A 14,446-nucleotide genomic window follows, 5' to 3' on the forward strand; every position below is an offset into this window, starting at 1 on the left:
CGACCTCGCGCACAAGGAACCCGCCGTGTCCGGCGAGCGATGTTCCACCCAGAACGCGGCGGAACCGGCTTCGCCGGGCCGCACCGCGTTGCCCCCTTGAGGGGGTCGCGCGCAGCGCGGCGGGGGTGACTTCTGATCAGACATCGGCGTCTTTCGGTTGCCACTCTGCGCTCATGCCCAGGTTGCCGATCGCGCGCGACCAGCGTTTTTCGATCGTGCCGTCCACGGTGGTGCTGGGCGACTGGATCATGCAGCCCCCCGGTGTGATGGACGTGTCGGCCACGAAGTCGGGTGCGTTCTCGCCCAGGGTCTCCAGCAGGGCGCCCTTCATCAGCGAGAGGTCGTCCGGGTGCATGCGCACCGTGGCGGGCAGCCCGTCTTCGACGATGAGCTCCAGCGATTCGCCGATCACCGCGCGCAGGTGCCCCGTGTTGGCCTGCAGTTCCTGGCGGATCACCTGGCGTGCGATGTCGCAGGCCAGTTCGAGCACCTGGCGTGCGATCTTCTGTTCGCTGGCGATGACCTGGTCGGTCATGCTGTGCAGCAGCTGGCCCATGCGCACCGCGGTCTCTTCGGCGCTGCGGTGCACCGTGGCTTCCAGCGCGTCGCGCGTTTCCTGGCTGCCGGCGTCGTGACCGTGGTTGAAGCCTTCGGCGTAGGCCTGCTGGCGGAGTTCTTGCAGCGCCTGCTCCTGCGCCGGGTCGACCTCCGGCTCTGCCTCCATCGGAGCGGCGACCCGGATCTGGTCGCTGCCGTCCATCGAATTGAAGCGCCAGGCGGAGCAACCGTCGATTTCCTCCCGCGGAATGAAACGGGTGTGCGGGTTGGGTTTAGACGAAGCCTTCATCGTCGCCTCCTCCGATCACGATCTGGCCCTCGTCCGACAGGCGCCGGACGATCTTCAGGATCTCCTTCTGCTGGGTTTCCACTTCGGACAGCCGCACCGGCCCGCGCGATTCGAGGTCGTCGCGCAGGTTCTCGGCAGCGCGTGTGGACATGTTGGAAAGGATCAGTTCGCGCAGGTCCGAGGTCGCGCCCTTGAGGGCAATCACGAGCGACTCGGTCGGCACCTCCTTGAGCACCATCTGGATCGACTTGCCGTCGAGCTTGAGCAGATCCTCGAAGGTGAACATCTTGTCCATGATCTTCTGCGCCAGGTCGGCGTCGAAGACCCGGATCGACTCGATCACGGAATTTTCGATCTGCGTGCCCATCATGTTGATGATGTCGGCCGCGGTCTTCACGCCGCCCATCGAGGTCTTGCGGATCTTGTCGCCGCCGGCCAGCACCTTGAAGAGCACCTCGTTGAGGTCCTTCAGCGCGGTGGGCTGGATGCCTTCGAGCGTGGCGATGCGCAGCATCACCTCGTTGCGGGTGCGTTCGGTGAAGTTCTTCAACACGTCGGCGGTCTGGTCCGATTCGAGGTGCACCATGATCGCCGCGACGATCTGCGGGTGCTCGTTGCGCAGCAGTTCCGCGATGGACAGGGGGTCCATCCACTTCAGGCTTTCAATGCCCGAGACATCGCCGCCCTGCAGGATGCGGTCGATCAGCAGCGAGGCCTTGTCGTCGCCGAGGGCGCGCCTGAGCACCGCGCGCACGTAGTTGTCGGTGTCGGACACCAGCAGGCTCTGCGAGGAGGCCACGGAGGTGAATTTCTGGATCACCTGTTCGACCCGTTCGTGGGACACGGCCCGGGTTTTGGCGATGGCCTCGCCCAGCTTCTGCACTTCCTTGGGGCTCAGGTGCTTGAACACCTCGGCCGCTTCCTCTTCACCCAGTGACATGAGAAAGATCGCGGCGTCCTGGATTCCCTGGTCTTCCATGATCGTGTTTCCTTAGCTGGCGCCGTTCGAGCGGGTGGTCATGGTCATGCCGGGGCTTCCCCGTTGACCCAGCTCTTGACGATGTTGGCCACGGCCATCGGGTTTTCCAGGGCCAGGCGTTTCGCGTCGGCCAGGCGCTGGTTCTCGGCAGGCATCGGCAGGCCCGGGCGCTCGGGTGCCTCGTTGAGCACGGCATTGAGCTGGGGCGGTTTGGCGTTGCTCTCGGGTTTCGGCAGCGCCGGTGCCCGCATCATCTTCAGGCCCGGGCGCACCAGACCCATCAGCACCAGCAGCGCCATGCCCAGCATGCCGACCGGCCAGGCCATGCTGCGCGCCAGCTCCATGTTGTCCGGGTTCTTCCACCAGGCCTGTGGCACCTCTTCGACCGGCTTGGCGATGTTGAACACCGCGTTGACCACGTTGACCGAGTCACCCCGTTCCTTGTTGAAGCCGATGGTCTCGCGCACCAGGGCGGTCATCTGCTCCAGCTGCTCGGGCGGGATCGCGCTGGTGATGGCCTTGCCCGTCTTGTCGGTGATGCTGCGGTGGTTCACCACCACGGCGGCGGTCAGGCGTCGCACCGTGCCGCTGGCCTCGCGCACCACCTTGACCGTCTTGTCGATCTCGTAGTTGATGACCGATTCCTTGCGCGTCGTGCCGCTCTTGTCGCCGTTGCCGGCCACGCCCAGCGGGGCGGCGGCGCCGTTGATGGGCGCGGTGCCGGTGGCGGGCGGCTGGTTGGTGGTGGCGCCGGGCACGCCCGCGGGCTGCGCGACGGCGGGTGAGCCGTCTTCGATCAGCTGCTGGCTGCGCACCGTGCCGGGCTCGGCGCCCTGGTTGGGTTTGTGCTGCTCGGAGGTGGACTCCACCAGCGAAAAGTCGACGTCGGCGCTGACCTGGGCCTTCACGTTGCCCACGCCCACGAGCGGCTCGATCATGTCGAGGATGCGGCGGGTGTAGAGCTGCTCCATCTGCTGCACGTACTGCAGCTTCTGCGTGTCGGCGCCCTGGGCCTGGCCCTCGGGCGTGGCCGACAGCAGGTTGCCGGCGTCGTCCACGATGCTCACGGCCTTGGGGTTCATCTCGGGCACGCTGGACGCCACCAGGTGCACGATGCCGGCGACCTGCGCCTTGTCCAGGGTGCGGCCGGGGTGCAGCGTGAGCAGCACCGAGGCGCTGGGTTTCTGCTGTTCGCGGAAGAAGCCGTTCTGGTTGGGCAGCGCGAGGTGGATGCGCGCGGCCTGCACCGACGAGAGCGACTGGATCGAGCGGGTCAGTTCGCCTTCGAGGCCGCGCTGGAAGGTCAGGCGCTCCTGGAACTGGGTCATGCCGAAGCGGTTGGCTTCCATCAGCTCGAAGCCGTTGACCGAGCCCTTGGGCAGGCCCTGGGAGGCCAGGCGCAGGCGCGTGTCGTGCACCTTGTCGCTGGGCACCATGATCGCGCCGCCACCCTCTGTGTACTTGTAGGGCACGTTCATCGTGGTGAGCTGCGCGATGATGGCGCCGCCGTCCTTGTCGTTCAGGTTGGCGTAGAGCACCTTCCAGTCGGGCTGCTGCCCCATGAAAAACAGCGCGATCGCGATCACCAGCAGGCCGAAGGCACCCAGGCCGAGCTTGATCTTCTGGGCTTTCTCCATGCCCGACAGGCCGGCGCTCAGGGCGTTGCGGCTCACGGGCTGCATGTCCAGTTCGGCGACGGTGTTGCTCATGGCGGGAAAGGGCTCGGTGGTGGTTCGGCAAAGGGGGCATCACCCCCGTTGCGACCGATTATTCGGCCCCGGCCCTTCGCGCATAGCGATGAAAAGGCCGGCGTTTGACCCCTTATTCCCGGTGCGCCGCGGCGGGCGCTTCACTAGCATCAAAGCCTGTACTTTTGTGAAGGAAGCCGCCATGGACCTGCGAATCAATGCCCTGCCCAGCCAGGCCCTGACCGGCGTGGGCCAGACCGCGATGAAACGACCCGCCTCGGGCGCGGTGGGGGGCGTGGGCGGTGGTTTTGCCGACAACTTCAAGAGCGCGCTGGACTCGGTCAGCAAGGCCCAGAACGACGCCTCGCGCCTTCAGAACGAGGTCCAGAAAGGCAATCCCAACGTCAGCCTGGAAGAAACCATGCTCGCGATGCAGAAGTCGCAGATCGGTTTCCAGGCCACCTTGCATGTGCGCAACCGCATGGTTCAGGCTTACACGGACATCATGAACATGTCTGTTTGACTCCCCCCGCGCCGCGCCCAAGGGCGCGTCACCCCCCAGGGGGCGATGCGAGCGGCCCGGCGGAGCCGGTTCCGCCGCATCCTGAGATGAAGACATTTCGCGCCGGAGGGGAAGTTGATCCCAGGGCACCGCGGACCCGGCTTTGCCGGGCCGCCAGTGCCGCCCCCTGGGGGTGACGCCGCAGGCGGCGCGGGGGGAGCATGTCAATGGACTGACTTGGCGTCCATCAATTGCTCTAGATCGCTGAGCCAGGGTTCTGCGAGCACGCGGATCTCGGCGTCGGCGCGCAGGATGCGGTGCATGATGCGGGTCTTTTCCTTGCGCTCGTCGGGGGCCAGCGCCACGCTGCGCGACTTGTGGCGCAGCTGGGCGATGAGCACGGCACAGGTGCCTTCGAGGTGGACGATCTGGTCCCAGTTTTCGGTCTGGGCCGCTTCCAGCATTTTCTGGCTCGCGTTCTCGATGGCTTTGTAGTAGTCCAGCAAACTGTGCTCCATGGTCAGGCTCCCTGGCCCAGGACGGGCTGAAGGTGGGCGGGCCGCTGGCCCTTGATCTGCTTCCAGGAGTCGGCCACGGGCTCGATCAGCCGCGCCACCTCTTCCAGTGCTTTTTCGTCGTTGCGCAGGTTGGCCTGCGTCAGGCGCAGCGTGCTGTAGCTGTAGAGCTGGCGCAGGTTGGCGGCGATGTCCCCGCCTTCACGCAGGTTCAGACCCGCCTTGAGACCTTCTTCCAGGATGCGCACGGCCTTGCCGAGGGACGCGCCCTTGGCCACCGTGTCGCCGCGGCTCATGGCGCCGCGGGCTTCGGCGATCGACTGCAGCAGCGCGTCGTAGAGCAAACCCACCAGGGTGTGGGGGTCGGCGCTTTGCACGCTGGTTTCGACGGCAACGCGTTTGTAGGCGGAGGCGGCGCGGGAGTGGACCGAGGTGAACATGGTGTCAATTCCTTGTTGCTGATGCTTTTTTTTATCGGCATCGGCGCCCGGGACTGTAGTACTTGACGTGTTCATTTGCGTCAGCCTTTGTTCCACATCGAAATCTGCTGGCTGACGAAGGCGCTCAGGCTGTTGAGCTTGCCCACGGAGGCGTCCATGGCGTTGTATTGGGCCAGCAGGCGCTTCTCGGAGCGCGCGGCTTTGTCGTTGACGCGCTCCTGATCCAGGGTGTTGCGTTTGATCGAGGCCTGGAGGGCGTCGGTCTTGTTGGTCACCGTGCCATCGGAGTCGATCAGGCCTTCCGCAAAGGTCTTGATCTTCCATCCGAAGCCGACCGCCGTGGGGTCGCTGCCGGTGGTGGTGAACAGGGCCTTGAGGTCGTCGAGGTTGTCCAGTGCCGCGCCCATCTTCGTCGCGTCGATCTCCAGCTTGCCACCGGATTTCAGCTCGATGCCGACGTCGGACAGGCGGCTGTAGGGCGTGCTGCTGGAAACGGATCGCATCATGCCGCGCAGGGCGTTCTGCAGGCCCACCGTGGTGGAGTCGCCTTGCAGCGGGCCGGCGGTCTTGGTGGCCTCGTCGTAGCGGGTGGCCGTGGCCAGCGTGGTGTTGAGCGTGTTGTACGCGTCGACGAAGGCCTTGACGTTGGCGCTGATGGCCGCGGTGTCGTTGCTGACGTCGATCTCCACCGGTCCCGTGGTTTCCTGGCTGAGCTGCAGCGTCATGCCCGGCAGCGTGTCGCTGAGCGTGTTGCTGGCCGAGCTGATGCTCACGTTGTTGATCGTGGCCAGGGCGTTCTCGGCGTTTTGCGAACGCGACATGCCGTTGGCGTTGCCCACGCTGAAGGCCAGGCGCGAGAGACCGCCAGCGTCCGTGTCCTGGCCGTCGTCGTCGGCGACCGTGATGCGAAAGGCATTTTCTTCGCCGGTCTCTTTCGAGCGCATCAGCAGGCGTTCACCCGAGGCGTCCTTGAGCACCGTGGCGCTCACGCCGGCGCCGGACTCGTTGATCTTGGCCGCGATCTTGGCCAGCGTGTCATCGCCCGCGTCGATGTCGATCGTGACCGGCGTGCCGCTGCCGGCCGCAAAGCTGCTGCCGCTCCATTGGCCGAGTTCGATGGTCATGCTGCCCGTGCCCATGGCGGTGCCGGCGGGCACGGCGGCGGAGGAGGTGGACTGGGCTTTGGCCAGGTTCTGCACCTCCATGGTGATCGAGGTGGCGGGCGCGCCGGCCTTGACCGTCACGCCGATGGCCAAGGGGTTGGACGAGGTGGCCTTGACGGCGTCCCAGCCGGTGTTCTTGGACAGCTTGGCCGTCGCATCGCCCAGCGCCGCCACCTGCGACTTGATGGTGCCCATGGTCGAGAGCCTGGTCTGGAAGGACGTGGCCTGCGACTTGAGCTGGGTCAGGGGCGCCTTCTCCAGCGCGACGAGCTGCGAGACGATGCTCTGGATGTCCAGGCCGCTGGCGATGCCTGGTGAAGAGATGCTGGCCATGGGAGCTCCTTGTCATCCACGACGGGATGTACCCATCGCACGCGGGCTGCATGCGATGGGTACATGCCTCGAAAGACAACGCGGCGGGGCACCGGGGTGCCGCCGCCGCCGTCCCGCCACACCCGGGGGTGTGACGGATCGGTGTTGTGAATCAACGCAGCAGGGACAGCACGCCCTGGGGCAGCTGGTTGGCCTGGGCGATCATCGCCGTGCCGGCCTGTTGCAGGATCTGGCCACGCGACAGGTTCGAGGTTTCCACCGCGAAGTCCGCGTCCATGATCCGGCCGCGGGAAGCCGCGAGGTTCTCGGACGACACCTGCAGGTTGGAGATCACCGAGTCGAAGCGGTTCTGCTTGGCACCGAAGGACGCACGGGCGGTCGTCACTTCGTCGATGGCGGCGTCCAGGTCGTCCATGGCGGCCAGCGCGTTGGTGCGGGTGCCCACGCCACCGGCCACGACGGCCGTGATGCCCGAACCGGCGGTCAGGTTGGTCGTGTTGATCGCGATCTGGTCGGTGGTCACGTTGTCGGCGCCGACCTGGAAGGACAGACCGGCGGAGGCGTTCAGCAGGTTGGTGCCGTTGAACTTGGTGCCTTCCAGCACGCGGGTCACTTCCAGTGCCAGTTCCTGGTATTCCTCGTCGAGGTTGGCGCGGTCGGCATCGGAGTTGGAACCGTTGGCCGACTGCACGGCGAGTTCACGCATGCGCTGCAGCGAGTCACCCACCTTGCCCAGTGCACCTTCAGCGGTCTGCGCCAGGGAGATGCCGTCGTTGGCGTTGCGGATCGCCACGTTCATGCCCTTGACCTGCGCGTTCATGCGCTCGGCAATGGCCAGACCGGCGGCGTCGTCCTTGGCGGTGTTCACACGCAGACCCGAAGACAGGCGCTGCATGGAGGTGGACAGGGAACCGGCCGACTGGGCCAAATTGCGTTGTGCATTCAGAGACTGCACGTTGGTGTTGATGGTGCTCATCGTTAACTCCTAAAAAATTGAACAATTAATCCGGCATTGCTGCCAATCTCAACGCCAGCCTGTCGGCTGGCCGCCATGACCGGATGCTGGTGGCGTGCCGGTTGAGCCCTGGGACCCCTGACCGTCTCGCCGCTTTGCTTTGCCGGACGACGAACCTTTTTAGAAGTTCGTTGAGTTCAATTTCGGTGGTCCCGCCATATTCTTTAGCCCTGCAACACATTGAAATGGTTTGAATAACGTGGGAGGCGCGCCCCAGTTCTTGCCTTAGTCGGCGCGGGACACGAAACCTTGAGGACGCATTTCGCGGGTCGTCGGGCGGGGAGCAGGCCCGCACGGGCGGGACCGGAATGCATACCAACGATGTAAGAAGAAGCCTGACAAGGCGCCGGTGCTCGCCTGACAGGCCAAACAGCCATTCGCCGATTCAAGAAATTTTTACGCTCGACACAATTACACACATCGGTCAGCAGATGTAAGCACCCCGCCCGCATCGATGACCCGGAACCGCAAGGAGCACCCCATGGACAGCGAACAACTTTTGGCCGAAATCCGCGAAGCCAATCTGACCTACCTGATGCTGGCCCAGAACCTGATCCGTCGGGACCGCGCCGAAGCCCTGTACCGCCTGGGTCTCACCGAAGAAGCGGCCGACCTGCTGGGCATGTTGTCCACGGCCCAGCTGCTGAAGATCGCGTCGAGCAACATGTTGCTGTGCCGCTTCCGCGTGGACGACGACCTGGTGTGGAACCTGCTGACCAGCCACAACGTGAAGAAGGTGGACAACACCACCACCACGCAGCTGCACGCGTCCATCCTGATGGCCGGGAAGTTTGCGGAATCCATGAGCACGGCTCACTGATTGACACCCCCCGCGCCGCCTGCGGCGTCACCCCCCGGGGGGCGGCGCTGGTGGCCCGGCGAAGCCGGTTCCTCGGCGCCCTGGGTGAAGGCACTTCTCCCGTTGCAGTTTTTCTCTTTCGTATCGGAGTCAGATCATGGCCACGCAGAAAAGCATCTTGAACGAATCGCGTGACATCGAGCGCGCGGTGGCTTTGATCCAGCTGGGTGCGCGCCTGCAGGTGCTGGAGTACGAAACCAGCCTGTCGTACGAGCGCCTGCTGCGCCTGTACAAGGAAGTGGCGGGCAAGAGCCCGTCCAAAGGCCAGTTGCCTTTCTCCACCGACTGGTTCCTGACCTGGCAGCCGAACATCCATGCCTCGCTGTTCCTGAACATCCACGAGTACCTGTCCAAGACCAGCGACCTCGAAGAGATCGACACGGTGATCAAGGCCTTCCGCCTCTACACCGAGCAGATGCAGGCCAGCGTGATCGAGCCCCTGCTGTCGGTGACGCGTGCCTGGCGCCTGGTGAAGTTCGTGGACACCGGCATGCTCACGCTGACCAAGTGCTCCTGCTGCGGCGGCAACTTCGTGACCGAGCCCTACGAGAACGCCAAGAACTTCGTCTGCGGCCTGTGCGAGCCACCGGCACGCGCCGGCAAGGGCAGTGCCAGCGGCGGCTTGAGGTTGCACTGATCCCCCCATCCCCCCGCGCCGCCTGCGGCGTCACCCCCCAGGGGGCAACGCGAGCGGCCCGGCGAAGCCGGTTCCGCCGCGTTCTGGGCTCGGGCACTTCGCGCCGGGGAGCCCTCTCATCACAACTGTTCTCCCTGTTGTCAAGCTTTGAAAAGGACCCCTCCGTGGGTCCTTTTCGCGTTCATGGGGGGCTTCAATCGCCCCTAAAGTTGACCGATAGATAGATCAGTTTCCAGATGCCTTTCCTGTGGTCGGACGCGGTGGCGCCGCTGGCCAGACCCTCGCGGAACCGGCTTTGCCGGGCCGCAGAGGGCGCCCCTTGAGGGGTGACGCCGAAGGCGGCGCAGGGTGGGCTCATACACAGAGGTCAAGAGCATGTTTGTCATTGTGGGTTTCCTGGTGTCGATGGCCTGCATCTTCGGCGTCTACATCGTGCACGGCGGCAACATCGGCGTGATCCTCAAGGCCTTGCCGTTCGAGCTGATCACCATCCTGGGCGCCGCGATGGGCGCGTTCGTGATGAACAACCAGATGAAGGTGGTCAAGGCGTCGTTCGCGGGCCTGGCCGGCTGCTTCAAGGGCAGCAAGTACACCAAGGCGCGTTACATGGAGCTGCTGGCCCTGCAGTTCGACATCCTGCAGAAAGCCCGCAAGGAAGGCCTGATGGCCATCGAGCAGGACGTGGAAAACCCCGACCAGTCGCCGCTGTTCAAGAAGTACCCGACCGTGGGCAGCGATCACCACGTGACCGAGTTCATCACCGACTACCTGCGCATGATGGTCTCGGGCAACCTCAACGCGCACGAGATCGAGTCGCTCATGGACGCCGAGATCGAGACCCATCATCAGGAGGCGCACGCCCCCGTGGCCGCGATCGCCCGTCTCGCGGGCGGTCTGCCCGCTTTCGGCATCGTGGCCGCCGTGCTCGGCGTGGTGAACACCATGGGCTCGGTGGGCCAGCCGCCGGCGGTGCTCGGCGGCATGATCGGCTCGGCCCTGGTCGGCACCTTCCTCGGCATCCTGCTGGCCTATGGCGTGGTCGAACCCATGGGCGGCCTGATGGAACAGAAGATGGAAGAGAGTGGCAAGGAGTTCCTGTGCATCAAGACCACGCTGCTGGCCTCGATGCAAGGCTACGCACCCAGCACCGCCATCGAGTTCGGCCGCAAGGTGCTGTTCTCCGACGTGCGACCCAGTTTCATTGAACTGGAAGACCACGTGAAAGGCAAAAAGTGAGGAGGACGAGCCACCCCCTGCGCCGCTGCGCGGCTCCCCCCTGGAAGGGGGGCGACAGCTTAGACCGGCAAAGCCGGATCTTCGCTGTCCCTGGGTTGCGCCTCGCTCCGGAGCGCGTGACCTGTTCCAGGGCACCGCGGAACCGGCTTTGCCGGGCCGCCAGTGCCGTCCCCTTGGGGGGAAGCCGCGCAGCGGCGCAGGGGGGAGCCAACCGTGGCTGACGGAAAGAAACTCCAGCCCATCATCATCAAGCGCATCAAGAAGGGCGGCCACGTGGCGCACGGGGGGGCCTGGAAGATCGCCTACGCCGACTTCGTGACGGCCATGATGGCTTTCTTCCTGCTGATGTGGTTGCTCGGTTCCACCGCCAAGGGGGATCTCGAAGGCATCGCGAGTTACTTCAATGCGCCGTTCAAGGTGGCGATGATGGGTGGCGAAGGCTCGGGCAACAGCGACAGCATCCTGACCGGCGGCGGGCGCGACCTCAGCAAGGCGGTGGGTCAGGTGGACGGCGGTGACGCCGCGCGCGCCGAAAAGCTCATCGGCACGCAGATGGCCCGGGCCGAACTGGCCCGCCAGGACACGGCGCGCATCGCCGCCCTGCAGAAAAAAATCACCGACCTGATCGCCAGCAACCCCGCGCTGCAGGAGTTCGGCTCGCAGATCCGCATGGAGCAGACCGGCGACGGTCTGCAGATCCAGATCGTCGATGACCAGAACCGGCCCATGTTCGATGTGGGCAGCGCGCTGGTGAAACCCTACATGCGCGACATCCTGCGCGAGCTCGGTGCGGCCATCGGCACGGTGGAGAACCGCATCACGCTGTCGGGCCACACCGACGCCACGCCCTATGGCAGCGGCGACCGGGGCTACAGCAACTGGGAACTGTCGTCCGACCGGGCCAACGCGTCGCGGCGCGAGCTCGTGCTGGGTGGCCTGCCCGACGAGAAGCTCGCGCGGGTCGAGGGCCTGGCGTCGAGCCGCCTGCTCGACCCCCAGGCACCCGCCGCTGCACAGAACCGGCGCATCAGCATCCTGGTGATGACGCGCGAGGCCGAGCAGCGCATGGAGCCCAAAGGCGACGGATCGTCCGTGCCCCGTCCCCCGGACGCCGCCGGCCCCACCCCCGAGACGCCGCTGCCCACGCCCAGCCCCACGCCGGCCGGGCCGACCCCGCTGCCGGCGGGAACCCCGGCCGCTGCGGTCGAGCTCCCGACCGTCCGCATCCGGCCGCTGGGCCTGCCCGACCTTCAGAAACTCGCCGAAGTGCCGAAACCCCGTGAAGAGGTCGGTGTTCCCCCACCCCGTTGACCGCCCCATCGTTTCCTGCCTGGAGACCCACCATGTCCACCCCGATGAAATTCCTGATCGTTGACGACTTCTCCACCATGCGCCGCATCGTGCGCAACCTGCTCAAGGAAATCGGCCACGCCGATGCCGACGAGGCCGAAGACGGCGTGGCCGCGCTGAACAAGCTGAAGAACGGCACCTTCAACTTCGTGGTCAGCGACATCAACATGCCCAACATGAACGGGTTCCAGTTGCTGGCCGAGATCAAGAAGGACGAGGCGCTCAAGCACCTGCCGGTGCTGATGGTCACGGCCGAGGCCCGCAAGGAAGACATCGTGATGGCGGCGCAGAACGGTGCGGCCGGCTACATCGTCAAGCCTTTCACCAAGGCCACGCTGGAAGAGAAGCTCGCCAACATCTTCAAGAAACTGGGCCTTTGAGCCGCATCGGGAGCACCACACATGACACCGAGCGCACCCAACAGCCCAGGCCATCCCGAAATGTTCCAGCAACTGGGCACCATCACGCGCCAGTTGCACGACGCCCTCAAGGAGCTGGGCTACACCGACAAGCTCAAGGGCTCGGTGGACCAGCTGCCTGACGCACAGAGCCGCCTCTCGTACATCGCGCGCCTGACGGGCGAGGCCGCCGAGAAGGTGCTCAACCACGTCGAGCTCGCCAAGAGCGAGCAGTCGCTCATCGCCGAACGTGGGCGCCAGCTGGCCGCCACCATCGGCGGGGTGCCCGGCCTGGCCAGGGCCATGCCCGAGCTGCTGCAATGGTCACGCGACGTGATCGAGCAGAGCGAACGGAGCGACGCCCGGCTGACCGACATCATGATGGCGCAGGACTTCCACGACCTCACCGGCCAGGTGATCGCGCGCGTGGTGCAGCTCGCCGGCACCATCGAAGAACAGCTGCTCGGTTTGCTGCTGCAGTCCGCTCCGACCGGCCAGCCCGGCCAGGACCGCGCCTACGTGGGGACGGCGCTGGAAGGTCCGGTGGTGGCGCCCGAGGGCCGCGCCGACGTGGTGAGCGACCAGGCGGGGGTGGATGATTTGCTGGCGAGCCTGGGCTTCTAGCCCTGGCCCATCGGCTGTGCCCGGCATCAGCACCTGACAACGCCACGAAGCCGCGCAGGATCGATGCCCGATACGGCCAAGCAGAGGGGGGTACTTTGATGGAGCTTTCCACAGACGACCTGTCTGCCTCGCAGGCCCTGGTGATCGACAGCAACCCGACTTCCCGCTCGATTCTGGTCTCCCAGTTGCGTGATTTCGGGATGGGCACGGTGGTGCAGTGCACGCGACTGGTCGATGCCCGCCGTCAGCTGGAGTACCGCTCGTTTGATGTCGTGTTGTGCGAACACCATTTTTCAGGCGAAGCCTCATCGGGGCAGGACCTGCTGGACGATCTGCGGCGCAACCAGCTGCTGCCCTTTTCGACCGTATTCATCATGGTGACCGGGGAAGCCACCTACGCCAAAGTGGCGGAGGCCGCCGAATCCGCGCTGGACGGGTACCTGCTCAAGCCCCACAAGGCCGCTCAACTGGGCGAACGCCTGCGACAGGCTCGCATACGCAAAATCTCCCTGGGCAACATCTTTGCGGCCATCGAGGCGGAAGACTTCGAAGGCGCGGCCAGCCTGTGCCTGCAACGGTTTGAGGCCCGGGGCCTGTTCTGGCTGTATGCGGCACGCGTGGGGGCCGAGCTGCTGCTGCGCATTGGCAAGGCCGTTGAAGCCCAGGTGCTCTATGAAGCCATCGTGGCGGCCAAAACCCTGCCTTGGGCCAGGCTGGGTGTCGCGAGGTCCCTGCTGGACTCAGGCCAGACTGCGATGGCCGTCAACACACTGGAAAACCTGGTCAGCGAAGACCCCAGCTACGCCGATGCCTATGACGTCATGGGTCGGGCCCAATTCGATCTGGGCAAGTTTGACCAGGCCATGCTCACTTACAGAATGGCCAGCGAACTCACCCCGGCGTCCATCAGCCGCCTGCAGAACCTGGGCATGATGACCTATTACACCGGGGACCGCAAAGAGGCAGAAAAGATTCTGGACCGAACCGCGCGGATCGGTCTGGACTCGAAGATGTTCGACTGCCAGGTCTTGCTGCTGCTGGCCTTCGCCCGGCTCGAGAACGATGACCGCAAAGGGCTGCAACGGTGCCGTGACGATTTCGCGCGCCTGCTGGAGAAGCATCCGGGCAGCCTGCGCCACCGGCGCCTGGCCGCGATCGTGGAAGCCCTTTCGCTGATCCAGCAGCACCAGTTTGCACAGGCACTGGATGCCGTGCGCGCGATGATCAAGACGGTCAGGACCCCCGAATTCGATTTCGAATCGGCCGCCAACCTGATGGCCCTGATGGCTCAACTGGCCAACAAGGCGATTCAGCTGGACGAAGTGGAAGCGGTGGTGGACACGGTGGGCATGCGGTTTTGCACCAGCCGTGCCTTGACCGAGTTGCTGGCGGGGTCTGCGGCCGTGCATGAGCCGTATGCCGAGCGCATACGCTCCGCACAGACCCAGATACTGAAGCTGACCGAGCACGCCATGTCGCTGAGCATCGGGGGGGACCCCAAAGCGGCCGTCAAAAACCTCATCTTCCATGGCAATGCCACGCTCAACGGCAAGCTGATCGAAACCGCCTACCTGGTGCTCAACCGCTACACGGCCAAGATTCCGGATGCCCAGAGCCTGATTGACATGGTGCAGGACTTGCGTGGCCGTTTCGCCACCAGCACCAACAAAGTGTCCCTGGGGGAGCCCAAACGCCAGGCAGGCGGTTTGATGTTGCGCACCGGTGGCGCCGTGACCAAAACCTCCACCGTCGCCACCTGACCCACGGCCCCGTCGAGCGCAAATCGCGGGCCTTGGTGCCCTGGGGTTTCTTCATGTCCCCTGGCCACCCGCCCGGCGCCACCGGTTTGGAGGCCACTTT

General features: G+C 65.2%; 15 protein-coding genes. 8 read left to right on the top strand and 7 right to left on the bottom strand.

Going from position 1 to position 14,446, the window contains the following annotated elements; all coding sequences use genetic code 11:
- Positions 1-136: 136 nt before the first annotated feature.
- Genes IM738_RS00775 through fliF form a run of 3 tightly spaced genes read right to left on the bottom strand, consistent with a single transcriptional unit; the run spans position 137 to position 3,535 of the window.
- A complete protein-coding gene (locus tag IM738_RS00775) occupies positions 137-847 on the bottom strand; it encodes a FliH/SctL family protein (protein WP_236964000.1) in 711 nt (236 codons plus the stop codon).
- Positions 831-1,826, bottom strand: a complete 996-nt coding sequence (gene fliG, locus IM738_RS00780; RefSeq protein WP_236964001.1) for a flagellar motor switch protein FliG — start codon at positions 1,824-1,826, stop codon at positions 831-833. Before fliG ends, IM738_RS00775 begins: the two co-directional genes overlap by 17 nt.
- A 44-nt stretch (positions 1,827-1,870) precedes the next feature.
- Positions 1,871-3,535 carry a flagellar basal-body MS-ring/collar protein FliF gene (gene fliF / locus IM738_RS00785; RefSeq protein ID WP_236964002.1) on the bottom strand — a complete coding sequence of 555 codons (1,665 nt, stop codon included), beginning with the start codon at positions 3,533-3,535 and terminating at the stop codon, positions 1,871-1,873.
- Positions 3,536-3,716: 181 nt separating this feature from the next.
- On the opposite strand from fliF, the gene fliE reads away from it, so the two are divergent.
- The gene (gene fliE / locus IM738_RS00790; RefSeq protein WP_236964003.1) at positions 3,717-4,037 is read left to right on the top strand and encodes a flagellar hook-basal body complex protein FliE; all 321 of its coding nucleotides are present in this window, start codon (positions 3,717-3,719) and stop codon (positions 4,035-4,037) included.
- Between the two features lie 203 nt (positions 4,038-4,240).
- Here fliE and IM738_RS00795 read toward each other — a convergent pair whose 3' ends face one another.
- From IM738_RS00795 to IM738_RS00810, 4 genes are all read right to left on the bottom strand, one after another.
- On the bottom strand, positions 4,241-4,534 hold the full coding sequence (locus IM738_RS00795) for a flagellar protein FliT (RefSeq protein WP_236964004.1): 294 nt from the start codon (positions 4,532-4,534) through the stop codon (positions 4,241-4,243).
- Positions 4,535-4,536: 2 nt separating this feature from the next.
- Complete coding sequence (fliS, locus tag IM738_RS00800) at positions 4,537-4,971, bottom strand: flagellar export chaperone FliS (protein ID WP_236964005.1); 435 nt, start codon at positions 4,969-4,971, stop codon at positions 4,537-4,539.
- Positions 4,972-5,051: 80 nt separating this feature from the next.
- Entirely contained in the window at positions 5,052-6,467 is a 1,416-nt protein-coding gene (gene fliD / locus IM738_RS00805) for a flagellar filament capping protein FliD (protein ID WP_236964006.1), read from the bottom strand.
- Positions 6,468-6,618: 151 nt separating this feature from the next.
- Positions 6,619-7,443: a flagellin N-terminal helical domain-containing protein gene (locus IM738_RS00810; RefSeq protein WP_236964007.1), complete on the bottom strand. Its 825-nt coding sequence runs from the start codon at positions 7,441-7,443 to the stop codon at positions 6,619-6,621.
- Positions 7,444-7,963: 520 nt separating this feature from the next.
- Between IM738_RS00810 and flhD the strand changes: the two genes are divergently transcribed.
- The 7 genes from flhD (at position 7,964) to IM738_RS00845 (ending at position 14,346) form a co-directional block, all read left to right on the top strand.
- Positions 7,964-8,302, top strand: a complete 339-nt coding sequence (gene flhD / locus IM738_RS00815; RefSeq protein WP_236964008.1) for a flagellar transcriptional regulator FlhD — start codon at positions 7,964-7,966, stop codon at positions 8,300-8,302.
- A gap of 136 nt (positions 8,303-8,438) precedes the next feature.
- Positions 8,439-8,978 carry a flagellar transcriptional regulator FlhC gene (gene flhC, locus IM738_RS00820; RefSeq protein ID WP_236964009.1) on the top strand — a complete coding sequence of 180 codons (540 nt, stop codon included), beginning with the start codon at positions 8,439-8,441 and terminating at the stop codon, positions 8,976-8,978.
- Between the two features lie 375 nt (positions 8,979-9,353).
- Positions 9,354-10,214: a flagellar motor stator protein MotA gene (gene motA, locus IM738_RS00825; protein ID WP_236964010.1), complete on the top strand. Its 861-nt coding sequence runs from the start codon at positions 9,354-9,356 to the stop codon at positions 10,212-10,214.
- Between the two features lie 213 nt (positions 10,215-10,427).
- On the top strand, positions 10,428-11,525 hold the full coding sequence (gene motB, locus IM738_RS00830) for a flagellar motor protein MotB (RefSeq protein WP_236964011.1): 1,098 nt from the start codon (positions 10,428-10,430) through the stop codon (positions 11,523-11,525).
- Between the two features lie 32 nt (positions 11,526-11,557).
- Positions 11,558-11,944: a chemotaxis response regulator CheY gene (gene cheY, locus IM738_RS00835; RefSeq protein ID WP_236964012.1), complete on the top strand. Its 387-nt coding sequence runs from the start codon at positions 11,558-11,560 to the stop codon at positions 11,942-11,944.
- Between the two features lie 21 nt (positions 11,945-11,965).
- Positions 11,966-12,586, top strand: a complete 621-nt coding sequence (locus IM738_RS00840) for a protein phosphatase CheZ (protein ID WP_236964013.1) — start codon at positions 11,966-11,968, stop codon at positions 12,584-12,586.
- A gap of 98 nt (positions 12,587-12,684) precedes the next feature.
- Entirely contained in the window at positions 12,685-14,346 is a 1,662-nt protein-coding gene (locus IM738_RS00845; RefSeq protein WP_236964014.1) for a response regulator, read from the top strand.
- Positions 14,347-14,446 lie beyond the last annotated feature (100 nt).

Source organism: Hydrogenophaga sp. SL48, from assembly GCF_021729865.1.
Lineage (GTDB): Bacteria > Pseudomonadota > Gammaproteobacteria > Burkholderiales > Burkholderiaceae_C > Hydrogenophaga.